The organism is Acutalibacter sp. JLR.KK004 (assembly GCF_036941085.1).
Taxonomy (GTDB): domain Bacteria; phylum Bacillota; class Clostridia; order Oscillospirales; family Acutalibacteraceae; genus Acutalibacter.
This window is the reverse complement of record NZ_JAYMNQ010000001.1, coordinates 325792-350680: the sequence shown is the minus strand read 5'-3', so window position 1 is coordinate 350680 and position 24889 is coordinate 325792. Positions and strand designations below refer to the sequence as shown.

The following is a 24889-nucleotide window of genomic DNA, read 5'->3' as shown; positions in this document are numbered from 1 at the left end:
AAAGGCAGGCCGGGGCCTGCCTTAGCAGGGCTGTACTTTTCCCTCCCGCCATGCTATACTTTCAGCGGGATGGCCGTTTCGTTGATTAAATTGCTGCTATGGGCTATTTTTATGAAAGGAGGGGTAAAGCGTGACCAACAAACAACGGATTGTCCGCATGCTGCGGCTTTTCCAAACCCAGACGGACGAGGAGCATCCTATTTCCACTTTTGAAATCATCGAATATTTTAAAGGGCTGGGGACTGTCATAGACCGGAATACGATCCGGGACGACGTGGATACTCTGAATGCTTGCGGGATAGAAATTATTATACTAGAGGGCAGGCCCAACCGGTACTACTTTACTGACAGCAAATTTCAACTCCCAGAGCTGAAGCTGCTGGTTGACGCTGTAGAGGGTTCTAAATTTATTACCGCGAAAAAAAGCGGGGAGCTGGTGGCAAAAATCATATCCATGGCCAGCACAGGCTATGCGGACCAGTTAAACCGCCACTTGTACACAGTTGGCCGTATCAAACCCGAAAATGAAAACATCTATTATGTGATAGACGCTATCTTCCGCGCCATCCAGACAGGGCAGAGGATTTCCTTCCAGTATTTCCGCTATGACGCCAACCGCGAGCGCGTCCCCCGGCACGGCGGGGACCCGTTCGTCCTCTCGCCCTATGCTATGCTCTACAACGAGGACAAATATTATGTCCTGGGGTACTATAGCCTTTTTGATAAAATCACCACGTTCCGTGTAGACCGCATGGGCATCCCGGAGATACTGGCCGAGCCAGCCCATCCGAAACCGGAAGGATTTGATCCTGTTGATTATACAGTAGATGTTTTCAGTATGTATGAGGGCAGTCTGGAAACCGTGGAGCTGCTATGTGAAAATGACATGATGGATTCTATTGTTGACCGTTTTGGGGAAGAAGCGGACACCCAGACAGCGGACACCGGGCATTTTCTGGTAAGGGCGCAGGTTTCTGTCAGCCGGACTTTCTTTGCCTGGGTATTCCAGTTTGCCGGAAAAATACAAATCATGGGGCCTGCTTCCGTAAAGATGCAATATCAGGAAATGTTGGGGAAGGCCCTTGGGGCAGATGCTGAACAAGAAGCCTAAACGGCGGGAGCAGTAATTTTCTTAATATTTTACAAATAGTGCGGCAAAATTGCCGCACTATAATTTTACCCTATTGACTCCACTTCTTCCATATGCTACAATACCCCTATCAAGAGCAGTCGCTCGTGATAGGAGGAATAAAATGCGAAGCAAAAGCCCTGAGTTGATGGAAAAGATAAAAGAATTTGCAGAGGGCTATTTCCGGGAGAACGGGGAAACACCCTCCAATAAAACCATTGCCGGCGCAATGGGCATGGGCAGGTCAACCGTGTATTACTATCTGGTGGACATGGCACAGCGGGGCATGATTTCCTACGAAAACGGCGTAATCTCCACAGAGAAGATACGCAAGCTGATGCCGGAGGTCAACCAGGCGGCGCTGGTGGGTTCTATCCCTTGCGGCGAGCCGGACGAGCGGGAAGCCATGGTGGAAGAATATATCCCCCTCCCGGTTTCGGTATTTGGCAGCGGGGATTTCTATGTCCTGCGCGCTTCCGGCGATTCCATGGTGGATGCGCAGATCAACTCCGGCGACCTGGTTGTGATTGAAAAAACAAGCATCGCAAATGTGGGGGATATCGTTGTAGCCTTGACAGACGACCGCCTGAGTACCTTAAAACGCCTTTGCTTTGACGGACAGAAGGGCCGTTATTACCTCCACCCTGAGAATGCGGGTTATGAGGATATTTATGTAAGCAGCCTTGTTGTCCAGGGCGTAGCCCGCCACATTATTAAGGCGCTGTAATGACGGGCGGCAGTATAACAGAGGGAATTTCGCAGGGCACACAAAACGGCTCGTGCGGTTATTATCATATGCAGGAACCGGTTTTGCCTATGTGCAGGGCTGGCCCCGCAGGAGGTGTATAACTTGAATTCTTGTTTTACAGACATGGAAATCGAGGAATTGGCAGAGGGGATGATACGCCAGTATCTCGGAAACCTGGAAAATGCCCCGTTAAAGGTGGACATAGAGGGCTTCCTTACCAGGTATCTGAAACTCCCCCTGAAATTCCGCAGCTTTGCGGAGGAAGATTCCGGCAAAATCGGGTTTATATCCGATGGGATTACCCCTCTCCGGGTTTTCGCGGGTCGCCGGCCCATACGGGAGGTCTTTCCAAAGGGGACGGTAGTATTGGAAAAGGGCCTGCAGCGCCGGGGCGAGGAGGGCCGGAGACGGTTCACCCTGGCCCATGAAGCGGGGCACTACATCATGGACAGGACGGTAACACGGGCCTGCTTCCATCGTGAGTATGACAAAGGACGCGCCTACAGCCCCCGGGAATTGAAAGAACTGCTGAATATCCAGGAAACCAGGGTGGACAGGCTGGCGGCTGCTCTGCTCATGCCCCGGTTTATGGTGAGAGAGGTGCTGGGGAGGTTTGGCGTTTCCTGGCTAATCCCAATCTATGGGGATAATCTTTTGCGCCTGGGGGACAAGCTGCTGGTGCAGAAGATGGCCCGTGCCATGGGCGTTTCTTACACGGCTTTCCTCATCCGGTTAAAAGAGCTGTCCCTTATGGAAAGGCATGATATTTCCGAGTACATTACCGGTGAAATTGGGCTTGGGGATGGGGTGATGGCCCTGTGAATACCGTGAAAATGCACCGCCAGACCTCCGTGAGCAAGGATAATTTGTATAAGCTCCGGCTTTCCCGCCACGAAACGGAAGGGCTTTCCCTGCGGGATATCCGCTGCCCCTATTGCGGCTATCTTGTAGAACGGGTGTTTTCCGATGTTACCGGCCACAAGATGGTGCATTGCAGGAAATGCAAGGAGGAATACCCGGTCAACCTGGGTTATTTCCGGCGGGCCAGCTATCAGAAAAAGTACGATGGATTTCACTTCCATCGTCAGCACAGATAAACAAATAGAGAAACCTACAACTTATAATCGAGCAAGCGGAGAGAAACCGGCGTGAGCCGGTGGAGACTGCCAAGCGCCGTACAAGGTTGGAGTGGTTATGGATAATAGTAAATACGTTTACTATATCATAACCGCCCTGATTTGTACGGCGCTTTTTGCTTGCCCGATTTTGCCTTGTGCGGTGTTATAAGTCCTTCCCGCTGTGTTCGGGGAAGGACTTTTTATGTACTATGACGTTATTGAAACAGGAAGAAGGATTCAGAAACTGCGGAAGGGAAAAGGTTTGACGCAAGAACAACTGGCAAGCCTGCTTAAAGTTACAGACAGGCATATTCGGAGTGTTGAGTCTGGAGAGCGGAACGCTTCTATAGATTTGCTGGTGTCACTTTCAGACATTTTTAATGTTTCGTTGGATTATCTCATTTTAGGCAAGCAAACCTGGAAACAGATGAAAGAAGAAATTCACGCCATGCTTGAAAACCTTTCCGCTATGGTGGAAAGGTTATAACCGGAACTAATTGCTCCGGTTATCCGCATGAAAGCGGAACTGCAAGAGCCTAAAAAAAATCAAGTTATCATGTTAAAATTACCTTGTCAGAAAAAACATTTCTTGGACATTGAAAACTGAACAGGCACCCATCAGGCACGTTCCTGTGTGTACGCCAGAAGCAAAGCCGGACAGCTTGGAGCGCCATGACCCCAAAACGGGCGAGCGAAAAATCCATCTGCAAAAGGCAGGCTGCTCCTGCCTGGGCGACGACAGCGCACAGGGATAATGATACTTCCGTAACTCGCGGCCCGGCCACAAAGAAGGCGGGGAGGTTCAATTCCTATGGAGCGGCTTCGCAAGCCGCCGCCTGATGGTTTCCGCAGATTCCCGGGTGCCGATAGGAATCGACAAACCATAAAAAGGAGCAAGCAAAATGGAACAGAAATATCTTGAGTTTTATCGCGGCGAAATTTACTATGCCGATATGAACACTGTTTTTTCGCAGAGGATGACAAGTTTGCAGCCCGTCCTTGTCCTGTTGACCGACCAGGGCCTTTACAGTTGTCCGACCGTCCTTGTTGCAGAAGCGCGGCACACCGCTCATAAACCTTCTCAGGCAACCCATGTTATGGTGGAAGATGCTGGGGGATTGCCTGGAAATGTGGTATTCCGGTTGGAGAAGCCCTATCCCATTGACAAGCGCCGCCTGCGGGGAAGGGCCGGAAAGCTCACCCCCCGGCAGATGGAGGAGGTCGATGCCGCGCTGCGGTCACACTTTTACCTGGAGGATGGAGGCTGCCTCCCCATGGAGGTGGAAGCGCCGTGACAAGCGTATCGCGCAGTTGTAGGCTGTGTCCTATAAACCTTGGAAGGAGTGGAACCGATGCTTATCCCCATCAAAGATATCAAACTGAACCCCGGCAGGCGGGACGCCGAACCGGAGGACATAAAAAAATTAGCTGACAGTATAGCCGAGTTGGGCCTGCTAAATCCCATCACCATCGACCAGGGCCACACCTTGATAGCGGGCCGTCACCGCCTTGAAGCCGCCAAGCTGCTAGGCTGGACGGAGATAGAATGTACTGTCACGGATTTACAGGGCTTGCAGGCAGAGCTTGCCGAGATTGATGAGAATTTTGTACGCAAAAATCTGTCTATTATTGATTTTGGCAACTTGCTCCTGCGCCGCAAGGAGATTTACGAAATGCTTCATCCAGAGACAAAAGCCACATACGAGGGTGGCGCATATCGAGGAAATCAGCACAGCGAGGTGGGCGAAAAAATTTCGCCCACCTCAAAAGGCTTCGTTCAAGATACCGCTGAAAAATTAGGTGTATCACCAAGAACGGTGGAAACACAGATACAGACAGCTAAAAATCTTACCCCCGCTGCAAAAGAAATCATTCGTGGTTCAGATGCAAAAGTCACCAAAACAAACGCTCTCAAATTGTCCCGCCTGGAGCCAGAGCAGCAGGAGGATGCCGCCACTCAGCTAGTGGCAGGCGAGATAGATTCAGTGGACGATTACAAGCCCTATTCTGTTGGAAACAAGGTATATGCGACCTTTGAGGAATCCGTTGCCGACCTCAAAAACCCCGACAAAGATGGCACCTGCACCCCGGATATGTTTTTGATTGCCCTGGACGGCCTGATTGACAATTTTCATAGGGATTTCGCTTGGTACGGCGACCCGGAATGTGTGGCGGTTTTTCCGCAAATTTCGCAAGAACAATTTGAATTTGTGAAAAAAAGAGTTGCCACCGTGACCACCGCATTGGAGGGCCTGGTGGCCGAAATGGAAAGGAGCAAGCAGTATGAAGCATAATGAAAAATTAGTGCAGTATTCCAACCCCGGTGAGAAAAAGCAGCTTTCCACCGCCGTTTTGACCTCGGGCCTTCCCTACCAGCGGCCTGTGAAGCAGACGGTAGTAAACCGGCTCATAAAATGCTGGAACAACAAATACCTCACACCCATCGTGGTGAGCTGCCGCGACGGGAAATACTATCTGCTGGACGGGCAGCACCGTGTCAGCGCCATGCGCAGGATGAACGGCGGCAAGGACGTAATTGTACCCTGCCTGGTTTACACTGGCCTTACATATGCCCAGGAGGCTGAAATGTATGTAAGGCTGGATAAATCCAAAGGCCACTTGAAGCTGCCCCACGAGATCAAGGCCAGCCTGGAATCCGGCGCGGATGCCGTAGTGCTGGATATTGACAAGCGCATTTCGGAGGGCGGCTTTACCTGGGCGCTGGACAGGCCCACCGGCGCGGCCTACGAAATTCAGCCCGCCAGGGCCATTAAGAGCGCCTACAAGCTGTTGGGCGGGCCTGCCTTTTCCCGTATGCTGGAGCTGCTGGCCGGGGCGTGGCATGGCTCCCCATCTTCCTTAAAATCCTGCATGATTGCAGGTATGGCGTTGTTCCTCAAGACTTACGAAACAGAAATCGACGATTACACCTTTGTGGCCCGGTTGTCCCAGGTTGACCCCTTTGACATCGCCCAGCTTGCAAAAGTTGACTTCACCACAGACAGGCGCAATCTGCGATATGCTCGTGTACTCCGTAAAAAGTACAACGCGTACCCCGGCGGGAAGAAGCTGCGGTATCGGTTCAAGGACTAATTTCCAGAACACAGACTTACACAAGGGAGAAAAATAAATGGAACATATCACACAAGAAACTCTGGAAGCCATGCAAAATGTGGATGTGCGCACCGTTGACCCCGCCACCCTGCGGGATATCCGGGACGTGAAGATCAACACAGACTTGCCCAAAGCGGAGCGGATGCTGGATTATCTTGAGCAGATAGGCAACCCGTACTGCTACAGGCACGGCAAATATGTGGTGAAAATTTCCCACGCAGACACGGGTTTGACATTGGAAGAATGCCTGGTGCATTACATTCAGTCAAAATGCCAATGAAAATTTATGAAAACCCTGGACAAAGCAAAGAAGTTATGTTAAGATGGCCTTAACAGGACAGCCAGTGCTCTCCGCTGTTAAGGTTTTTTGCTGACTTTTAGCCTTAACAGATTGGAGAGAATATCATGAAAAACCTTAAAACACAGGTATGGAACGCCTGTGGTTACGTTCGCCTGTCCCGGGAGGACGGCGACAAGGAGGAAAGCAACAGCGTCACGGGGCAAAAGGACTTGATCCGTGACTATTTGTCGCGCCACGAGGACTTGCATGAGCGCGGCATGAAAGTGGACGACGGTTTTACGGGTTCCAATTTCCAGCGCCCCGCCTTTCAGGAGATGATGGGCGAGGTCAAGGCCGGGAAAATCAACTGCATAGTGGTGAAAGACCTTTCCCGCTTCGGGCGCAACCACCTGGAAGCGGGGGAGTACATCGAGCGCATTTTCCCCTTTTTGGGGGTACGCTTTATCGCCATCAATGACCACTATGACAGCCTGCACAGCCAAGCGGAATCCGATGAAATACTTGTCCCCTTCAAGAATCTAATAAACGAGGCTTACTGCCGGGACACCTCTATTAAAATTCGGAGCCAGCTTGAAATCAAACGCCAGCGCGGGGATTTCATCGGCTCCTTTACTGTTTTTGGATACCAAAAAGACCCGGCTGACCGCCACAAGCTGGTGATTGACGAGTACGCCGCTGACGTGGTGCGGGACATTTTCAACTGGAAGCTGGACGGCATCAGCGCCCTGGACATCGCCGCAAAACTCACTGCCAGCGGCATCCCCACACCCATGGACTACAAGCAATCTTTGGGGATGCGATACAACACGTCTTTCCGTATCAAAGAGAAATCCGTATGGGATGCGGCCATGGTGCTGCGTATTCTGAAAAACCCGGTCTATATCGGCGTTTTGGAGCAGGGCCGTATCACCACCCCCAGCTATAAAGTCAAAAGGATTGTACAAAAACCGCGGGACGAATGGGCGGTAATCGAGAATAACCACGAACCCATCATTGACAAATTTGACTTCGAGACCACACAGCGCGTTTTGGCCATGGATACCCGCACAGCCCAGGCAGGCCAGCCCGTGGAGTTGTTTTCCGGCATAACATACTGTGGTGAGTGCGGCGGGGCTATGATCCGGAAAACGGTGCCCTATGGCAAGAAAAAGTACGTCTATTATGTCTGCGCCAATCACAAAGAACGCAGAGCTTGTTACCCGCACAGCCTGCGAACGGAAGCCTTGGAAAACATCGTTCTGGAAGCTCTGCAAGCGCATATCCAAGAGGTTTGCGACTTGGAGGATTTATCAAAGCTGGCGGATTCGGCCCAACTCCAGCAGGCTAAAATGCGGAAATTACAGGCGCGATTGGACAAAAAGCAGGAAGAAATTGACCGGATGCACACGCTGCTACGCTCACTTTACGAGAACCTGGCAGACGGTATTCTCGACCAGGACGAGTACAAGGACTTAAAAAAGACCTACACCCAGCGCAGGGAGGAAGCTGAGCAACGGGCCGAGCTTCTGCGGGAAGAGATGGACCGGGAATCGGCTTCTATGGATACAAGCTGGATGGAGCAATTTCGCCATTGTCGGAACATCATAGCCTTGGACAGAAGGCTGGTGGTGTCGCTGATTGTGCGAGTGATAATTTTCCGAGACAAGCGGGTGGAGATCGTCTACCGCTGGCAAAACGAATTTGACTTGCAGCGGGATTTGCTGCGCATGGCCCAGGCCGAAAGGCAGGTGGGCTGACGTGGCGAGGACAAAACGCAAGGTAAACCCACTGGCCCCGGCCCCTGTGGAACCAACAACCCAGCAGAAGATTTACAAGGCTGGCGGCTATGTGCGTCTTTCTGTTGAGGACAGCGGCGAGCCCGGAGCGGATACCATTGAAGCGCAAAAAAATCTGGTACTGGAGTACATAGAAGCTCAGGCGGATATGGAATTTTGCGGCCTGTACTGTGACAACGGACGCACGGGGACGAACTTCCAAAGACCGGAGTTTGAGCGCCTGATGGATGATGTGCGGGCCGGGAAAATCGACTGCATTGTGGTGAAAGACTTATCCCGGTTTGGACGCAATTACAAGGAAACAGGCCAGTACTTGGAGCAAATCTTTCCCTTTTTAGACGTGCGTTTTGTTGCCGTCAACGACAGCTTTGACACTCTCATCGCCGAGCGTTCCCAGGATGGCTACATTGTGCCGCTGAAAAATATCATCAACGAAGTGTACAGCCGTGATATTTCAAAAAAGTCCAGCTCTGCGTTGGCAATCAAGCAGCAGCGCGGGGAATTCATCGGTTCCTGGGCGCCTTATGGATACCGCAAAAGTGCGGAGGACAAGCACCGTTTAGAGCCAGACCCGGAGACAGCACCTGTACTACAAGAAATTTTCCAGTGTCGGCTTTCCGGGATGGGCTATTTGCCTATTGCACGGTGTTTAAACGAGCAGGGCATCCCCTGCCCCTCCCGTCTCCACTACCTTCGCGGGGAACTAAAATCGGCGCGCTTTGCCAATACAATTTGGCACGTCCCGATTCTCAAGCTCATTCTGCGCAACGAGGTGTATTTGGGCCACTCGATTCAGGGCCGCACAAAAAACAACCTGCCCGCTGGTAGAAAAATGTGCCCGGTTCCCAGGGAAGATTGGGCCGTTGTGCGCAATACCCATGAGCCGCTTGTGGACGAAGAAACTTTCCGCAAGGTGCAGGAAATTGGCGAAGCCCGCCGTGCCGAACACCATAAAAGGTGCGGAAAATTTGACGATTTAGGGACTACGCCCAACATCTTAGCCGGGCTGGTTTATTGCGCGGAGTGCGGGCAAAAAATGACACGCTACAAGTCTGTTTCCGAACGCTGCGGCCATCGCTATTACACCTACATTTGCCGCAGCCATGCGGAAAACCCGGATTCCTGCCCTAAACGGAACCTGCACGAAACCGCTTTGATGGAGATACTGTGGGGCTGCTTGCAGCGGGAAATTACACTGGCCGGAGATATGGCTAAATTAGCAAAAGGACATGATGGTTCTGCTGAGCTTATTGCAAAAAAAGACGCGCTGAAGCGCAGCATCTCCTCCGCAAAACAAGCCCTTTCCCGCTATAAGCGTCTGCATGACAGCCTGTATCAGAACTATGTGGACAAGCTCATGGACGAGCGGGAATATACTGAAATGAAAGGGCAATACCGCGCAGAAATGGAGCGGGCGCAGGCCCAGGTTGAGCAACTGGAAGAGCAATTATCCAACTTGTCGGCGCAAACAAAAGCAAACCCGTGGCTGCAAACTTTCACACAGTTTGCGGGTGAAAAACAGTTGACTGAAAGCATGGCCCATGCGCTGATCCAGAGAATAGAGGTTGACGCCCAGGAGAACATTGCCGTCCATCTAAAATATCGGGATGAGTACGCAGATTTGGCAAGCCTGCTTGGTTTGGAGGCGGGCCTATGACAGTGGCAAAATACCTCCGTCTGTCCGCAGAGGACGCGGATTTGCGGCAATCCGGTAAACAGGAATCCAACAGCATTGGAAACCAAAGAAATCTTCTGGACAGTTTTATCCAGCAAAAAGAGGATTTTGCCGATGCTGAAATCGTAGAATTTTGTGATGACGGGTGGAGCGGAAAAAACTTTGACCGCCCCGCTGTAAAGGAACTTTTGGAGCAGACAAAGCACGGGAAAATCCAATGCATTATCGTAAAAGATATGTCCCGGTTTGGCCGAGACTACCTCACAGTCGGCAACTATATTTCTAAGGTTTTCCCCTTTTTGGGGGTACGGTTTATTGCCGTGAACGATGGAATTGACAGCATCCGGCCCCAAGACGTTGACAGCCTGGACACATCTTTTAAGGCCCTACTCTATGATCTTTATAGCCGTGATTTATCCCGGAAAGTCCGCAACGCAAAACGCGCCCGCGCCCAAAAAGGTGAGTATCTGGCGGCACATCCGTTGTATGGCTATGTAAAAGACCCGGCGCGGAAGAATCACCTGGTGATAGACCCGCCCGCAGCGGAAACCGTGCGCCGTATCTTTGTCATGGTCGGCGGTGGAGTATCCATCGCGCAGACTGCAAAGATGCTCAACAGCCAGGGGGTTCCCACCCCCATGCGGCATAAAACGGCCAAGGGGATGTACGCCTCATGGAATTGCATCGGTGAGGAAAATCTTTGGACAGAAGCATCGGTCTTAAAAGTCATCCGAAATGAGGAATATACCGGTTCGACGGTTTATGGCAGGCGTTTTCATGACAGGATTGGTCGGGGGCACAGTGTAAAGGTCAGCAAAAAGGACTGGATCATCGTGCCAGATGTCCATGAGCCTATTGTTTCCATGGAGGAATTTGACCGGGCACAAGCTGCTTTGAAGGAGTACAAAGAGCGGCATGTGCCGGTCGGTAGCAAAACGAGAATCCGGTGCGGCATTTGCGGCCATGCCATGTCACGCAGGAATACAAAAGAGCCGTACTATTTTTGCAGGACTCCCAACGTTACCGACGTGTGTTCCTGCCCGCAAGAGCGGATACGGGAACAGGAAATCCACACGGCCTTGCTGGTGACTCTGCGCGCTATGGCTCAGACGGCGGTTGAAATGGACAAGCTGCTGAGAGAGCACCAGAAGGAAAAAGGGCTGGATGTTGCCGGTATGCGGCGAAATCTCATCGTCTTGCAGGAGCAGCTTTCGGGGCTAAAGCGGCAAATGAAAGGCCAGTACGAAGCGTTTGCGCTGGATAAAATCAGCAAGACAGAATACTTAGCATCAAAAGCTGCCGCTCGGCAAAAAGAGCTAGCCTTATCCGAGCAAATCGCAAAGTTGGAATTAGCTATGGAACAGGCGCATTTGTCTGATGGCGAAGAAGATGGGATTATCAATAAACTCCGGCAATACACCGAAATGGAGGCAGTCACCAAGGACGTTTGGGATGATCTGCTGATGCAAGTTCTGGTGTTCCCTGGCAACAGGATTGAGATTCAATGGAGATTTCAAGATGAGTTTGATAAGCTAAAGCAGCTTGCAATAGGAATTTTTGCAGGCTGATTTCAAAAAAATGCCCAAATTTTTAGTCTGGGCTTGACATTGGCAAACGAACGCTATTGCGGGGATGTCCTGACCTGGAAAACCTTCACCTCAGACTTGTTCGAGCACAGGCGCAAAAAGAACAGGCAGGACATGGATCAATACTGCTATAAGGGGCAGCATGAAGCCATCATACCCCGGGAAAAGTTTGAGATGGTGCAGGCGCTCCTTCAAAACAGGAAACACCATATCCGGGGCGCCTTCCCCTGCCTTCACGTTATTGACGGCGGGGTATTCCGCGGCTTTGTCCCTATCAACCACCATTGGATCAATGAAGATCCAAGGCTTTACTATGATTCGTCCAACAGCGTGGATCAGAAGGCCGGGAAGATGCGGTTTGCGAAAAGTTCCTTCTCCGCGTTTGACCTGAAGGGCTACCAGGTGGTGCGGAACCAGTTTACGCAGGCCCGCTATGAAGGCCCGGCGGTGACAATATCCAACAACCGGATCACATTCAACCTGTTTTGCATGCGGAAATTTGCAGACGCGGGCTATGCCCAGCTGCTTTTGCACCCTTCGGAACGGAAGCTGGCCATAAGGCCCTGCCAGGAAAGCGCCATGCACAGCATCCCTTGGCGTTCCGGCGCGGCAAAATCCTTGTACGCTAAAACCTTGTGCTGCCGGCACTTTGGCGCCGCCCTCTTCCGCATTATGGAGTGGGATCCGGATTTCCTTTACAGGGTGCGCGGGACATGGATACAGCGCGGGGAGGAGCAGATTATCATTTATAATCTGGAACATGCCGTATCTGCCGTCCTCCTGCCGCAAATGCGCGAAGCCCCTGGCCGGGAAACGCGGGCGGAGTGCTTCCCGGAACCATGGGAGGACAGCTTCGGGGAGGAGTTTTACGACCACATTATGGGAAACGAAGCCTTTTACATGGCGCGGGGCACGGCCTGGCAGGCGGGCAGGCCCAGCGTCCTGGCTCCAGGGATTGGGCAGTATGTCCCGCAAACCGGCGGGGAGTTTCAGAAAATGATGGAAACATTGAGAAGAAAGGCGGCTTCCGGCGATGGCGGATAAGCAACTGGAGGATATTTTCTCAAAGGCAAAGCCCATTGAGGAAGGAACGGAAACGGTAGCAGACCTGGCTGGGTACCAGGTCACAAAGGCAGAGCTTTTTTCCCATACCCGCGAGCCTGCCATCACGATTTGGCCTGCCCGCATCCGGTTCAATATGGCCTGCCTGAGGCGGTTCCCCGGCATCACCCACATACAGATTTTGATACATCCGGGGCAAAAAAGGCTGATCATCCGCCCCTGCCTTCCGGATGCGCCGGACTCCCTGCGATGGGCCAAAGGGAGTGAGAAGGAACGCGCAAGCCGCGACATGCTGTGCAGGATATTCGCGGCAAAGGTTTTCGATCTGATGGGCTGGGACGGGGAATACCGCTATAAAGTGATGGGGAACCCGGCCGTCTATCAGAATGAAATGCTGTTCCTGTTCAAGCTAACAGATTTTGAATTATTTGCAGGCGGCAGCCAAAGGCATTCCTACCTTCCGGGGGAATGGAGGGATTATTTCGGGGTTCCGGCAGAACGCCATGAGGACAGCTATAAAATTGATTTGGCAGACGGCTATATTACAACAGAAAGCGTATAGGAGGGAAGGGTTTTGAAAAATACAACGAGAGGAGCGGTGCCAGACGCACAAGGGCGGATATTGCCCGCCTTTATGCGCAAATTCCGTACCGCATGGCGATTGATATGCCCATGAATCCATTCAGCACCGAGGTAGAGGCAATTTCAATGGACGGCTTCCAGGTTGTCAGCGGGGAGTATTTCTCCCATTTCAACCGTTCTGTCACCCCTTCCTGCACGATTTGGAACGGCGGCATAACCTTTAACAAGGCATCGCTGACAGCGCTGAATAACTGCGAGCGGATACGCGTCGAGATAAACGCCCGGAAAATGTGCCTCCTGGCTGTCCCGGTCACCGCCAAAGACCGGGACGCCATCGTATGGAGGAAAAATGTGAAGGAATACGTGCCCAGGCGGATGGAATCCATCCGGTTTTCCTCCAGGATCTATGAAATGTGGGGCTGGGATCCGGATTTTACCTATCGGGCGCCGGGGCGCTTGGTAACAGTGGACAGCAAGGTGATGCTCCTCTATGATTTCAGCAGCCCGGAGCAGTGGGAGTCGAAAGGAAAAACGCGGTAAAATGAGCGGTATCCATATTTCTTTTTATTTAAAAGCAGGCCGCATCCATGTCTTTTCCCAGTCTCTCCGATGCCTGGGAAACCCCGGGCGGATATGCTTTTTGATTGCCCGGGACGGGCAGACCTTGATGATGCGGCCCCACAAAAGCAGGGACTTCATTTCCCATAAGGTTCCCCGGGAGGTATACGGGGGCGGGCGCCCCTTTGAAGTCTCCAGCCGCAGGCTGTGCCGGGTTTTGGCCGGCATCCATGGCTGGGACTGCAACTGTTCCTACCGCGCGCCCGGCAAAGCCGCAGAAGGTTCAAAGGAAATCTTGTTCTTTCTGGATAAAGCGGATATGCTTTGCGTATAGTTTTGCCCATCTTTGGCCTTTGCCGATGATGCGGAAGGGAAAACGCCTGTCTAAAAGAAGAGTTTTTAATAGAATTTCGCGTAAGAAAAGCAGCGGAAAAGCCACCGGCAAGGTGTCCATTTCCGCTGCTTTTTCTCAATCCGCTCTGCTGCATACTGATACCGTATACCCGCCTGCCTGCCGTCTGGTAAGCCGCGAAAGAAAATGGCGCTTACTAATTTTTGCTCATCCTCGGACAATTCGAGTAAGCGCGGAGCGAAGCTTGTCCAACGTCTAAAAGTACATGCCCTTTCAGGCTTTCGATTTCACAAATTATCCATCTGCCGAAAGAAGGCGTTGCCCCAGGTGTAGCTTTGCAAAAAAACCGAGAAAGATTTTCAGATAATTTGAGAAAAAAAGAAGGGCGTTTAAGCGCCCTTGCTTTTTGGAAAATCAGCTTGACTTTTTCTTGCGGTTTCCATGCTCCTCCAGGATCAGGTTTTCCCCTGTTTTCGGCTGCGGGTTTGGTATGTATTCCAGCAGCTCCGGCAGGGTGCAGTCTAAAGCCTCTCAGATTCTGTCCAGCTGGTCAAAACTGATACGCTCGGCCATCTCGTTGTATAGATCGCTTATAGTGGATTTGCGTATCCCTGTCATGGCGGCCAGAGCCGAAACTCAGCTTTACCACATAGAAAAACCGGGCGGCCCGCTGGATATCTGTAAGGCCCCGCATATTGGCCTGGGCCACATAGTCAAAGAACTGCTCCCGCGAGGAAAGCAGCCAGTCAAATTCCCGCTGCAGCTCCCCACAGTGGTACTTTACACAACGGAACAGGTTCACCAAATCGCCGTTGATATCGTTATAGACCTCCAGCTGGCCCGCCTGTTTTTCCTTGGCGAAAAGCACCCAGGCCGCGCCACCGAATACCTCAATATACCGCTCCACTTTGTCCGTGGGGAAGCGCTCTAAAATGGCCTTGCGCAGGGTACGCTTGCCGCCAATCCAGCCCATAAAGCTGTCCATATCATAGTCCATCCCTTCATAAAAATTAAGGGGCAGAATCCTCGGACGGACTACCAAAGGGCAGCAGGTTATTTCAGCTTTTCCGCGATCCGCTTGGCAAGCACAGCGGCCTTGCAGTCGCTGTGAGTCAGGCCCAGCTTGCCGCCACCCACGCCGGAGATAATACCTTTCTCCACCAGCTCCCGGATATCGTCCCGCCAATAGCTGGGCACCTCATCAATGGTGTTGTAGGTGGGGTTGATCTCATCGTACATCTTCTTAAATTCCTTGCCGACCTGGACGAACAGGCAAAGGAACGCTGTCGGGTACTCATTCAGCAGATGGCTATCGCCGAAGGTATGACCGAGGAATTGAAGCACCAGTCACAGTGGGAATGGGTCAGGGCCATGAACAGCATTGTAAACCGCGCAGAGGAAAATATCAAGCGAGAACTGATTTATGCATGACTTTCATCCGGCATTTGTACCAGCGCAAAAGCGTACAGGCTTCCGCAAGGCTCCCCCTATGGGCGGGACCTTGCGGGAGTTTTTCCTTTGCGTTTGTACCATCGCTGACCGCCTGTCCGCCGCCCTCAAAAATTTTCTTCGGCATGGCTTGACAAGAACGGATGTTTGAATTATAATAATTTCATATTTGAACTGAACATCTAATGTCTATATAATACACATATTTCATTTGGCAGATACATAACCGACTGCGGAGAGCGTTCGCGGGCGGTTTTTTGTATCTGCTTTTCTTTTCTCATACATAACCAAAAATCCAGAAGCAGAAAGGTGGTGTGATTGACAACTGAACGACCGTCCAAGCAGCTATCACGCCGGTGAAGTATGCCATGACCGAAAGCGAGCGTACCGAGGGTGAGACACAACGGCACAGCACCAACAAAGGGATTTGCCTGTCAGGAACTGCTTCGGGAAAACGGCTTCCCATATCAGAAATTTCTGTTTTTGAGTTTCAATGATATGAGAAAGGACACCATGACGAAAAGCAACGACAATCAGAACTGCCGGTATATGACCCGGCGTATCGGCTCCACCACCTACAAGGTGAAGGTGGTCTTTTCCGACAACGGCGGCGAGACAATGGAAGAAAAAATTTTGCGGATGATCCGCAATGAGGGGCTGCAAAACGGTGAAGAACGTGGTATGATGGATGCACCACAAATGAGCCGTCAGTCTGAAAGGAGCGCGTCATGAGCGCAAGACAGGCTGAAGAAAAGATAACGGCTTTATACGAGAGGCTCTCTCGTGATGATGAGAAGTCAAAAGGACGTAAAGCCAAGTTATTTTTTTCGGCATCCATATGCTGGGAGAGGAAATAATCTGTATTTTGTCCCTCTGGGCTGTGTTTTCCAATGCGTTCCGGAGAGGGTCCCGTATCCCGACGGTCAGGATATGGCGGCGCATATTCTCACCCCATTCTGTAAGAAGTCCCTTTGCAAAATGCGATTATATAGCATCCTATAATGGGAGAGTCAAGAGGTTTTTTGTTTATGTTATATCACCATTTACGGTTCCATTGCTCAGAGCGAGTCCGAGAATATCAGTGCCAGCGTCATATGGGGCAAAAACCAGAGTGCAAAAGAAGGGAAGGCTCCCTTCCAGTACAAGCGGTTCCTTGGCTACCGGCGGGGGCCGGACGGTAAGCCTGAAATTGACCCGGAACAGGCCGAGATTGTGAAGCGAATTTATAGCAGCTTCCTCGCCGGGGACAGCATGACCACCATCGCAAACTCCCTGACCGCTGACGGCATACCAACACCTACCGGCTCTGGCAGATGGGTGCCGGGAACGATACAGTCGATTATTTCAAATACACCTCTTGCGAAAATAAAAATAGTGCGATAAAAATAGAAGCATGAAATACGAAAAGCTAGCGGAATATTCAAACACAAAATTTCGGAGAATTACCGGGGTAAAGCGGGCAGCATTTGACAAGATGGTAGAAATTCTGCAAAAAGGATATGCGGAAAAGCACCGGCGCCGTGGGAGGACGCCAAAGCTGAGCATAGAGGATCTGCTGTTGGCCACCCTGGAATATCTGCGGGAATACCGTACCTATGCCCATATAGCGGAAAGCGCCGCTGAAAAGTGATGCCGAGTATGAGGTGATTCTGGTTGACGCAACGGAATCGCCCATTGAACGACCTAAAAAAAGCAAAAGCGATACTATTCCGGAAAGAAAAAGCGGCACACACTGAAAACACAGATGCTTGTCAGCCTTCAAACCGGAGAAATCATTGCACTGGCATTTTCTAACGGAAAGAGGCATGATTTTCAACTATTCAAGGATTCTCGTGCCCATGTCAAGACAGAAACGGTGTTGGAGGCGGATACCGGATACCAGGGGCTTGCCCATATACACGCCAATTCTCTCCTGCCGAAAAAGCGTTCCAAGAATCATCCGTTGTCCAAACAAGAACGCAAAGATAACCGCAAGATTTCAAGGGAACGTATCCTGGTTGAACACGCTATCCGCTTTGTCAAAAGGTTTCGTATTCTCTCTGAACGCTATCGCAACCACAGGCATCGTTTCGCGCTTCGCTTTTCTTTGATTGCTGGTATCTGCAATTTTGACCGCTTTGCCTAATTTCGCAAGATATCTATTGTAGGAATCGATGTGGCAAAACGCAGCCACGAAGCCACAGTTATCACTTCCGAGGGCCAGGTCGTGCAGAAGGCCTTTTCCATCCGCAATAACTGCATGGGATATAACCTGATGATGGAAAAACTCAGAAAGCCCACCAACGTCAAAAGTCAGATCGTGTTTGCCATGGAATCCACCGCCCATTACTGGCTGGCGCTGTATACCCGGCTGAGAAAGGATGGCTATAAGGCCATCGTCCTCAATCCCATACAGACCAGCGCCATGCGGGAGATGTCCATCCGCAAAACCAAGACCGATTCCAAGGACTCCTTCCTCATTGCCGAGCTGAAAAAATATCCCACCCCGAAAAAGCTTGCCCGTGACAGTTTTGGCGTGGAAGATTGTGAGGGCATTTACTCCATGCTTCTGCTGACGATGCTGGATGAGATTCAGTCCCTGACAGAAAAGGCGGACGAGTTGGAAAAGAGGATTTCAAGCTTGCTCAAGGAATTTGACAGCACGATCACGTCTGTTCCGGGTATTGGTCCCATTCTTGGCGCTTGTGTCCTCAGTGAGATCGGGGATGTGACTCGTTTTCGTCCAGCAGATAAATTGGCCGCCTACATTGGCGTAGACCCTTCTGTAAACCAGTCCGGGGAATACATCAGCGGCCACGCACATATGTCCAAACGCGGCTCCCCTTACCTGCGAAGAGCCGTTTGGATGGCCTCCATTGTTGCTGTGCAGCGCGACCCCATGTTCCGCGCTTATTACGACAAGAAGGCAGCCCTGTACTCCTTCGGTGAGTACCCCATCTCTGCCTTAAAGCATTTTGTGAAGTAGCTGGGGCTGGAAAACCCGCAGTCCAGGGCGATGGCGGTGATGGGGTCGTCGGTAAAGCTGAGCCGCTGGGCTGCGGCGGAGATACGGCGGCGCTGGAGGTATTCAGTGGGGCTGCAATGCAGGTACCGCTGGAAAGCTTTCTGGCAGGTACGGGCACAGATATTTCCATAGCGGGCTATGTCGTACACGGTAATGGGTTCGCTTATGTGTTCTTCCATCCAGCGGAGCATGGCCTTTATCCGGGCTTCCTGCTCATCGGTAACTTTACGGGGCGGCAGCACGCCGCCCTTTTGCTTTGCCAGGAAAAGGATCCGGGACAAGGCCCAGCGCACCGCCAGCTCATAGCCCGGCGATTCCTCATGGCACAGGCGAAAAGTCTCCCGGAATGCATCAAAAAAGGCAGAGTCTCCAGCAGGAGTAAATGGGAGGAACGCAGGCCCCTCCTCTACAAAGGGGCGTACATAGTCCGTGTCGAACACGCTGCCGGGGGCCCCGGCCACGATACCTGGGTCGAAAAGAAAGGAGCGGTACTGGGTAGGCCCCTCCAGATAGGTAAAGGAGTGCAGTGCGCCAGAATTGATGAGGCACCCTTCGCCCGCCTTCAGTTGCCAGGTCTTATCTCCTACCCCCACTTGGACGATCCCCTTCGGCAGAAAGAACACCTCCAGCTGCCGGTGCCAGTGGGGCGCAATGACTGGGCTGCGGATCATGCCGCTTTCCCTGGTGGAATCCAGCATGGTCAAATCAAAATGCCGGGAGCTGTTTTCGAGCACTTCGCGCCTCTGGCCGTCAAGCTGCATATGCGGTCTGTAATTTATCATACGGTTTCCCCTCCTCCGTTCGCTACAGTACAAGTATATGCCGTCAAGGCGTATGCGTCAAGGGGTTCTTTCCTGTATACTGAAAGCGGCTTCGAAAACGCGTATACGAGGTAATGCACTTCTTTACCCTGGGCCGCGGTTCGCTGCGGCCCAACTTTTTCTACAGGAGGGATAGTTTCATGAGCAAAGAAAAAAGGCGCGGCTTCATCGGCAGCTACACAAGCTACGCCATGCTGTACTTCTTTTCCTATTTCACCCTTGCGTCCTTTAACGCCGTGCTGCCGGTGTACCTGACCGGCATCGGGAAGCAGACCAGCGAGATGTCCTTTATTTTATCAGCCTCCAGCTTTTTCTCCCTGGCCATAGGGCCCTTGGCGGGGTATCTGTGCGACCGCACCCGGCGGCCCCGGCTTATCAGCGGCCTGCTGATGGCGGGCATGGCGGGTATGTCCCTGCTCTTTGGGCTAAGCCGTGAGACCTTGTCCCTGTTTTTACTTAATGGCGTGCTGATGTCCTTCCTGGTGGCCACACAGCCTGTCTCTGAGCAGTTGGCCAGTACCGGCCCGTACCGGTACGGCGTACTGCGGGTATGGGGTACGGTAGGTTATTCCGCGGGTGCTCAAGCTGCCGGTATCGCGGTGCAGAGCTTCCCACCCATGGCGCTGTTTTCCATGGTAGCTACCTCGGCCCTGCTGACGGCTTTAGGGTTTGGGTGCATTGGCAAGGGGACGGCGCCCCAGCCGGTCAGGGAAGAAAAAGAGGGGAAGCCCCGCCCTTCTCTCTCCATCTTCCTGCGCCAGCCGCAGTTCCTTTTGTACATCGCCATCACCTTCCTGGTGATGGGCTGCTCCAATATCAATAACGCTTTCCTGCCCCTGCTGCTGAAGGATTTCGGCGTGCCCACAGGGGTGGTGGGGACAGCGCTGTCTATCGGCACATTGGTCGAGATACCCGTGATCTTGTTCTCCAACAAATTTATGGACCGTTTTTCCAGCAAAGCCCTGCTGATGGCCACCACCCTTATCTTTGCTGTCCAATACCTTTGCTATGGCCTGGCGGCGTCCGTGTGGGCCGTGGCGATCCCTCTCGTGCTGCTGAAGGCCGTGGCTACCACGCTGGTGATGATGCTCAATCTGAAGGTCGTACGCAACCTGATCCCCTCGGAGCTGGTGACCGTGGGCCTCTCCACCGTAAGCGCCTGCAACGCCCTGGGTTCCATCCTCATGCAAAACGCCGGGGGCGTCTTTGCCGACCATTTCCCCATTCAGACGCTTTATCTTGTGCTGGCTGGTATGGCAGGTATCACGTTGCTGATGTCTATGCTGCTGCGGGTCAAGGATAGGGAAAAAGTGTTTAGTTGAGAAATCTGTGGCGCCGATTGCTTGATAAAGAAAGAGAAAGTTTATGTTACCAATCACCGCTATGCTTGCCGTGGCCATTGTGGTGGTATTCTTGGCGGATGGGTTCAGACGCGGAAAGAAACAAGGGAACGCGTGGGGCTGCTCTTTGTTTAGCGGCGCAGATTTTGAGGAGCAGCAAGCGCTTGACATATCTCAAATGCTATGCTAAGGTTTCCATGCTGGCTACCAAGGCTGGGGAAGCAGAGTTTAATCCAGCTGCCGCCCTGAAACGGTTCTTCCTGTACAACCCGTTTTCTGCCGCGTAAATAAAAAATTGATTTATAAAACTCTCTCAAAGTGTCTAAATCCATTATGACATCCGCCGCCGCAAACACAGCGCAAAAAACCTCTTGCATTTTTCCCCTTTCCGTGGTATGATAATTGCTGTGCAAACGGGAAAGTAAGGAGGTGTGACTGATGCCAAATATTAAGTCGGCAAAGAAGCGTGTGAAAGTTATCAGCACAAAAACCATGCAGAACCGCGCTGTCAATTCCCAACTGAAGACTGAAATCAAGAAGGCCAACGCTGCCATTGAGGGCAATGCGGAGAACAAGGCCGATGCGGTGCGTGTTGCCGTGAAGAAGATCGACCAGGCTGTGGCCAAGGGGATCCTGCACAAAAACACGGCTGCCAGAAAGAAGTCAGCCCTCGACAAGAAGCTGCACGCCAGCGCCTAGGGCTTGTTTGAAAATAGAGGAAGTGCCGGAATTTTTGTTCCAAAGGGAGCGGTTTCAAGGCGGAAACCGCAAGAAATACTTTCGTATTTCGAGGGTTTCCAACACAGAGAAACGCCCGTTTGGGGCAAAAAGACGGTGTTTGCGATTTTTCGAACAAGCCCTAAAGGGCGGCTTTCCAAAACTATAAGGCTATAAGGCTTGGTACCTGTAACGGGTACAGGCCTTTTTGCTTTTTATGGGCCATTTTCCCCTTCCCGCTTTTGGGGGAACACCTCCTGCCACCCTACAAACAGCAGCAGCACCCCAAAGCAGCGGCGCAGCAGGGTGGTGTCCAGCCTTGCTGCCAGCAGGGCCGCGCAGATGCAGGCGGGTATGCCGAAAAGGGCGCACCAAAGGGCCGCTTTCTTTTCCACCAGCCGGTTTTTCACGTGGCCCAGCAGGGCGGGCAGGGCGCAGCAGGGGAAATAGGCCAGGTTCACGCCTCCGGCCCGAAGCTGGCTGAAGCCCTCCGCCAGGGTCAGCCACAGCACCAGCAGCGTGCCGCCTCCTATGCCAAAGCCGGAGAGGAGGCCTGTAAGGGTGCCTGTCAACAGCGGGAAAAACCAGTTCACAGCGCCAGCACCGCCCTTACGCCCCCATAGAGGATAAGAACCCCAAAGGCCCTGCGCAGAAAGGCCAGGGGCACCCTCTGGAAAATTTTCCCGGACAGCAGGCCCCCTAAAAATCCCCCTGCAAGATAGGGCCAGCAGCCCGCCAAATCCAGCGCGCCTTTACAATAATACACCCCGGCGGAAACCAGGGACAGGGGCAGGATAACCGCCACAGAGGTGGCAAAGGCCCTGCGCCTTTCCAGGCCAGCCCATTTTGTGAGCAGGGGCACCAGGAACAGCCCGCCCCCGGACCCGAAAAAGCCGTTGGCAAGGCCCGCCAGCCCCCCGATGGTTCCATATTTCCAGTTTTCTTTCATGCGCGTCCACCCTTTCCGGCTTTTTGCCGCCTGTACCAGCATTCCCCAGGAAAAGCCTGTTTATCCTATGCCCTTCCAGGGCGGCTGGGATGCGGCTTCAGAAATGAACAAACTGTGAATCATGGTAATTTGGTGCAAAAAACCGCTGTTTTGTAACCTTTTTGTCATTTTCGCTGTGTCTCCTGTCTTTTGCCGGGGAAAATATTTTCCAGTTTTTAAGACTGTATCCCTCAAAAAGGGGCAGGCTATAGCCATAGCAAAAAACGGAAATTCCCGGCACAGGGAATGGGCAGGAGGGGACTATGGCAAAACGAAGGGCATACGTGGTTTTCCTGCTGCTGCTGGCACTGCTGGCGGCGGCAGGCTATTCTATCACACAGGTTTCCGGCGGGGCGGAGTATGTGGACGCCGCGGGCCGCCAGAGCGTTTACAAGCTGGAGGTGGCAAAGGCCCGGGGCGCTATATACGACTGCAACCTTGCGCCCCTTACCGGCTCTTTCCAGCGGCAGGTGGCGGCTGTGGCCCCGGGCATCGAGGCCATTGGCGCCCTGGAAAAGGCCACTGGCGGGCGGTACCGGGAGCGGCTGGCCCTGGCCCTGGAGGACGGCAAGCCCTTTTCCATGGTGCTGCCCTACACCGTACAGCACGAGTGCGTGGATTTGTTTTCCGTCCCGGTGCGCTATGGGAAAAACCAATTGGCCCCCCATGTGGTGGGGTATTTGGACAGCATGGGCTTTGGGGCGGCCGGGGTGGAGCTGGCAATGGACGACGTGCTCTCCTCCTATGCCGGGGAAATCTCTGTCTATTACCATGTGGACGCTTTGGGCCGGGTAATAGCCGGGGCGGACAGGCTGGTGATAGACACCATGGAGGAGGCCCAGGGCGGCGTGGCCCTGACACTGGACAGCGCCCTCCAGGAGAGGGTGCAGGCGGCGGCCCAAGAGCTGGAGCAGGGGGCGGTGGTGGTAACCGAGGTGCCGGACTGTGAAATCCGGGCCTTGGCAAGCGTGCCTGACTATTCCCCTGAAAACATGGCCCAGGCCACAGAGGCGGAAGGCTCCCCCCTTCTCAACCGGGCCTTCTGCGCCTATGCCCCAGGCTCGGTGTTCAAGGTGGCGGCAGCGGCGGCCCTGCTGGAGGCGGGCGGCGCGCCCCAGGCCTTTACCTGTACCGGATCCATCAACGCCGGGGGGCTTTTGTTCCACTGCATTGACGGCACAGCCCATGGGCAGGTGGGCCTGCAGGGGGCCATTGAAAAATCCTGCAACTGCTATTTTATCAGCGCGGCCCGGGCGCTGGGAGGCCAGCAGGTGCTAAGCATGGCCTATAACCTGGGTTTTGGCTCGGAACAGGAATTTGGACGGGGCCTGCACACCCAGCCGGGAAGCCTGCCGGAGGGCAAGGCCCTGGAAAACGTGCGGGCGCTGGGGAATTTTGCTTTTGGGCAAGGGGAGCTGACCGCCACGCCCCTGCAGGTGTGCGCCATGATGAACTGCGTGGCAAGCGGCGGGGTTTACAGCACCCCCAAGCTGATAACCGGGCTGGTGGACGGGGAAAGAAACCTCACGCCCTTTTCCCCGGTGACAGACCGCCAGGTGGAGGTCATGCGGCCCTCCACAGCCCGCACCTTGCAGGCATACCTGAAAAGCGCCGCCCAAAACGGCACAGGGCGTCCCGGCGCGGCGGAGGGGCTGACAGTGGGCATTAAAACCGGCACGGCCCAGACAGGGGTGTACCGGGACGGCGAAGAGCTGCTCCACTTCTGGTACAGCGGCTTTATCTGCGACAGCACCGGGCCGCGCTACTGCGTCACTGTGTTCCGGGAATCCACCCCGGACGACGGAGGCGCTGCCGCCAGGGTGTTTAAGCAGGTGACAGAGGACATTGCGGCGCTGTATTGGGGGGAGAAGGAAGCCTCCCCTGAGGCGTGACCCAAACGGACAGCCATGAAAAGGAGCGCTCCCTGCTTTGGAAGCGCCCTTTTTATGCGCGAAAAAGCAGGCGGCCCAGGTTTTCCTGAACCGCCTGCTTTTGCCCTGCCGGCTGGATGCTCCTTCCCGGCTGCGGGCAGCTTTCAGAAGCTTTGGCGTTGGGCTTTTACTTCATGCCCTTCTCGTAGCTCTCGATCATCTTCTTCACCATCTGGCCGCCTACGGAACCAGCCTGGCGGGAAGTGAGGTCGCCGTTGTAGCCCTGCTTCAGGTTCACGCCCACCTCAGAGGCAGACTCCATCTTAAAACGCTCCATGGCTTCCTTGGCTTCAGGCACCATAACAGAATTGCTTTTCATGATAACTCTCTCCTTCAAAAGTTTTTTTTTCGCGTTTGCATTAGGTATTTTTGACCCAGCGCCCCGCATTATGAATGTCAATTTTTGTATCTTGCAGGGATATCCGCTTCCCAGCAGGATGCCGCCGGAAAACTTTTAGAAGCTGTACCAACAGGCTCCTGCACAAACCATTCCGGGAAATTCAGCGGGCTTCCGTGTTGGAAATCCTCGACGGCGCGAAAACGTTTTGAAAACGTTCGTATTTCTGAACGCATATATGCGTTTGCAGTTCTCCGCCTTGAACCCTACAAAATTTCCTCGAAAATCTCCGCGCCAATCCT

31 protein-coding genes and 2 pseudogenes are annotated in these 24889 nt (G+C 53.0%); 26 read left to right on the top strand and 7 right to left on the bottom strand.

Annotated elements, in window-relative coordinates; all coding sequences use genetic code 11:
* Nucleotides 1–130: 130 nt before the first annotated feature.
* The 17 genes from VSQ30_RS02070 (at nt 131) to VSQ30_RS01990 (ending at nt 13982) form a co-directional block, all read left to right on the top strand.
* Nucleotides 131–1111, top strand: coding sequence for a helix-turn-helix transcriptional regulator (locus VSQ30_RS02070; RefSeq protein WP_160643444.1), 981 nt, complete (start codon nt 131–133; stop codon nt 1109–1111).
* A 142-nt stretch (nt 1112–1253) separates the two neighbouring features.
* Nucleotides 1254–1856 (top strand): LexA family protein, encoded by a 603-nt coding sequence (locus VSQ30_RS02065; protein WP_160643446.1) that lies wholly within the window; start codon nt 1254–1256, stop codon nt 1854–1856.
* 123 nt (nt 1857–1979) lie between these two features.
* The gene (locus VSQ30_RS02060) at nt 1980–2699 is read left to right on the top strand and encodes an ImmA/IrrE family metallo-endopeptidase (protein ID WP_334461637.1); all 720 of its coding nucleotides are present in this window, start codon (nt 1980–1982) and stop codon (nt 2697–2699) included.
* Nucleotides 2696–2974: a hypothetical protein gene (locus tag VSQ30_RS02055; RefSeq protein WP_334461635.1), complete on the top strand. Its 279-nt coding sequence runs from the start codon at nt 2696–2698 to the stop codon at nt 2972–2974. Before VSQ30_RS02060 ends, VSQ30_RS02055 begins: the two co-directional genes overlap by 4 nt.
* A 223-nt stretch (nt 2975–3197) precedes the next feature.
* Complete coding sequence (locus VSQ30_RS02050; RefSeq protein ID WP_334461633.1) at nt 3198–3482, top strand: helix-turn-helix domain-containing protein; 285 nt, start codon at nt 3198–3200, stop codon at nt 3480–3482.
* 145 nt (nt 3483–3627) lie between these two features.
* On the top strand, nt 3628–3750 hold the full coding sequence (locus VSQ30_RS02045; RefSeq protein WP_334461631.1) for a hypothetical protein: 123 nt from the start codon (nt 3628–3630) through the stop codon (nt 3748–3750).
* Nucleotides 3751–3897: 147 nt separating this feature from the next.
* Nucleotides 3898–4290: a type II toxin-antitoxin system PemK/MazF family toxin gene (locus VSQ30_RS02040; RefSeq protein ID WP_207710191.1), complete on the top strand. Its 393-nt coding sequence runs from the start codon at nt 3898–3900 to the stop codon at nt 4288–4290.
* 57 nt (nt 4291–4347) lie between these two features.
* Entirely contained in the window at nt 4348–5289 is a 942-nt protein-coding gene (locus VSQ30_RS02035) for a ParB/RepB/Spo0J family partition protein (RefSeq protein ID WP_160643451.1), read from the top strand.
* A complete protein-coding gene (locus VSQ30_RS02030) occupies nt 5279–6088 on the top strand; it encodes a DUF6551 family protein (RefSeq protein ID WP_160643453.1) in 810 nt (269 codons plus the stop codon). Before VSQ30_RS02035 ends, VSQ30_RS02030 begins: the two co-directional genes overlap by 11 nt.
* Before the next feature lie 37 nt (nt 6089–6125).
* On the top strand, nt 6126–6389 hold the full coding sequence (locus tag VSQ30_RS02025) for a DUF6870 family protein (RefSeq protein WP_160643455.1): 264 nt from the start codon (nt 6126–6128) through the stop codon (nt 6387–6389).
* Between the two features lie 125 nt (nt 6390–6514).
* Nucleotides 6515–8146, top strand: a complete 1632-nt coding sequence (locus tag VSQ30_RS02020) for a recombinase family protein (RefSeq protein ID WP_160643457.1) — start codon at nt 6515–6517, stop codon at nt 8144–8146.
* A 1-nt stretch (nt 8147) separates the two neighbouring features.
* The gene (locus VSQ30_RS02015; protein ID WP_334461625.1) at nt 8148–9842 is read left to right on the top strand and encodes a recombinase family protein; all 1695 of its coding nucleotides are present in this window, start codon (nt 8148–8150) and stop codon (nt 9840–9842) included.
* Nucleotides 9839–11428 carry a recombinase family protein gene (locus tag VSQ30_RS02010; protein WP_334461624.1) on the top strand — a complete coding sequence of 530 codons (1590 nt, stop codon included), beginning with the start codon at nt 9839–9841 and terminating at the stop codon, nt 11426–11428. Before VSQ30_RS02015 ends, VSQ30_RS02010 begins: the two co-directional genes overlap by 4 nt.
* Nucleotides 11429–11467: 39 nt before the next feature.
* Nucleotides 11468–12490, top strand: coding sequence for a recombinase family protein (locus VSQ30_RS02005; protein WP_334461623.1), 1023 nt, complete (start codon nt 11468–11470; stop codon nt 12488–12490).
* Nucleotides 12480–13070: a hypothetical protein gene (locus tag VSQ30_RS02000; RefSeq protein WP_160642898.1), complete on the top strand. Its 591-nt coding sequence runs from the start codon at nt 12480–12482 to the stop codon at nt 13068–13070. The genes VSQ30_RS02005 and VSQ30_RS02000 overlap by 11 nt, the downstream gene beginning before the upstream one ends.
* A gap of 146 nt (nt 13071–13216) precedes the next feature.
* A complete protein-coding gene (locus tag VSQ30_RS01995; protein ID WP_334461622.1) occupies nt 13217–13630 on the top strand; it encodes a hypothetical protein in 414 nt (137 codons plus the stop codon).
* A gap of 1 nt (nt 13631) precedes the next feature.
* Nucleotides 13632–13982 (top strand): hypothetical protein, encoded by a 351-nt coding sequence (locus VSQ30_RS01990; RefSeq protein ID WP_334461619.1) that lies wholly within the window; start codon nt 13632–13634, stop codon nt 13980–13982.
* Nucleotides 13983–14531: 549 nt separating this feature from the next.
* Here VSQ30_RS01990 and VSQ30_RS01985 read toward each other — a convergent pair.
* The 3 genes and pseudogenes from VSQ30_RS01985 to VSQ30_RS01975 form a co-directional block, all read right to left on the bottom strand.
* Nucleotides 14532–14618 carry a helix-turn-helix domain-containing protein gene (locus VSQ30_RS01985; RefSeq protein WP_334464773.1) on the bottom strand — a complete coding sequence of 29 codons (87 nt, stop codon included), beginning with the start codon at nt 14616–14618 and terminating at the stop codon, nt 14532–14534.
* A 1-nt stretch (nt 14619) separates the two neighbouring features.
* Nucleotides 14620–14985 (bottom strand): annotated as a pseudogene (locus VSQ30_RS01980) (DNA adenine methylase); the annotation flags it as partial.
* 68 nt (nt 14986–15053) lie between these two features.
* On the bottom strand, nt 15054–15239 hold the full coding sequence (locus VSQ30_RS01975) for a hypothetical protein (RefSeq protein ID WP_334464901.1): 186 nt from the start codon (nt 15237–15239) through the stop codon (nt 15054–15056).
* Here VSQ30_RS01975 and VSQ30_RS01970 point away from each other — a divergent pair.
* The 5 genes and pseudogenes from VSQ30_RS01970 (at nt 15174) to VSQ30_RS01950 (ending at nt 18414) form a co-directional block, all read left to right on the top strand.
* Nucleotides 15174–15431, top strand: a complete 258-nt coding sequence (locus VSQ30_RS01970; RefSeq protein ID WP_334464771.1) for a TnpV protein — start codon at nt 15174–15176, stop codon at nt 15429–15431. The genes VSQ30_RS01975 and VSQ30_RS01970 overlap by 66 nt on opposite strands.
* Before the next feature lie 531 nt (nt 15432–15962).
* Complete coding sequence (locus tag VSQ30_RS01965) at nt 15963–16181, top strand: transposon-encoded TnpW family protein (protein WP_334461617.1); 219 nt, start codon at nt 15963–15965, stop codon at nt 16179–16181.
* Nucleotides 16182–16484: 303 nt separating this feature from the next.
* Complete coding sequence (locus tag VSQ30_RS01960; protein WP_334464770.1) at nt 16485–16832, top strand: recombinase family protein; 348 nt, start codon at nt 16485–16487, stop codon at nt 16830–16832.
* A 10-nt stretch (nt 16833–16842) separates the two neighbouring features.
* Nucleotides 16843–17574: pseudogene (locus VSQ30_RS01955) on the top strand (transposase).
* A gap of 30 nt (nt 17575–17604) precedes the next feature.
* Nucleotides 17605–18414 carry a transposase gene (locus VSQ30_RS01950; RefSeq protein ID WP_334461614.1) on the top strand — a complete coding sequence of 270 codons (810 nt, stop codon included), beginning with the start codon at nt 17605–17607 and terminating at the stop codon, nt 18412–18414.
* Here VSQ30_RS01950 and VSQ30_RS01945 read toward each other — a convergent pair.
* Nucleotides 18342–19235 carry a helix-turn-helix domain-containing protein gene (locus VSQ30_RS01945; protein ID WP_334461613.1) on the bottom strand — a complete coding sequence of 298 codons (894 nt, stop codon included), beginning with the start codon at nt 19233–19235 and terminating at the stop codon, nt 18342–18344. The two genes, VSQ30_RS01950 and VSQ30_RS01945, sit on opposite strands and share 73 nt — an antisense overlap.
* 179 nt (nt 19236–19414) lie before the next feature.
* Between VSQ30_RS01945 and VSQ30_RS01940 the strand changes: the two genes are divergently transcribed.
* The 3 genes from VSQ30_RS01940 to rpsT all read left to right on the top strand — a co-directional run bounded on the left by VSQ30_RS01940 (nt 19415) and on the right by rpsT (nt 21313).
* Complete coding sequence (locus VSQ30_RS01940) at nt 19415–20596, top strand: MFS transporter (protein WP_334461612.1); 1182 nt, start codon at nt 19415–19417, stop codon at nt 20594–20596.
* Nucleotides 20597–20778: 182 nt separating this feature from the next.
* Nucleotides 20779–20901, top strand: coding sequence for a hypothetical protein (locus tag VSQ30_RS01935; protein WP_334461611.1), 123 nt, complete (start codon nt 20779–20781; stop codon nt 20899–20901).
* 151 nt (nt 20902–21052) lie between these two features.
* Nucleotides 21053–21313 (top strand): 30S ribosomal protein S20, encoded by a 261-nt coding sequence (gene rpsT / locus VSQ30_RS01930; RefSeq protein WP_160643292.1) that lies wholly within the window; start codon nt 21053–21055, stop codon nt 21311–21313.
* 233 nt (nt 21314–21546) lie between these two features.
* On the opposite strand, the gene VSQ30_RS01925 is transcribed toward rpsT, so the two are convergent.
* Entirely contained in the window at nt 21547–21924 is a 378-nt protein-coding gene (locus VSQ30_RS01925) for a TSUP family transporter (protein WP_334461610.1), read from the bottom strand.
* Nucleotides 21921–22322 (bottom strand): TSUP family transporter, encoded by a 402-nt coding sequence (locus tag VSQ30_RS01920; protein ID WP_160643288.1) that lies wholly within the window; start codon nt 22320–22322, stop codon nt 21921–21923. The genes VSQ30_RS01925 and VSQ30_RS01920 overlap by 4 nt, the downstream gene beginning before the upstream one ends.
* A 260-nt stretch (nt 22323–22582) precedes the next feature.
* Here VSQ30_RS01920 and VSQ30_RS01915 point away from each other — a divergent pair, with 260 nt between their 5' ends.
* The gene (locus VSQ30_RS01915) at nt 22583–24211 is read left to right on the top strand and encodes a penicillin-binding transpeptidase domain-containing protein (protein WP_334461609.1); all 1629 of its coding nucleotides are present in this window, start codon (nt 22583–22585) and stop codon (nt 24209–24211) included.
* A gap of 166 nt (nt 24212–24377) precedes the next feature.
* Here VSQ30_RS01915 and VSQ30_RS01910 read toward each other — a convergent pair whose 3' ends face one another.
* Complete coding sequence (locus tag VSQ30_RS01910) at nt 24378–24569, bottom strand: alpha/beta-type small acid-soluble spore protein (protein ID WP_160643284.1); 192 nt, start codon at nt 24567–24569, stop codon at nt 24378–24380.
* Nucleotides 24570–24889 lie beyond the last annotated feature (320 nt).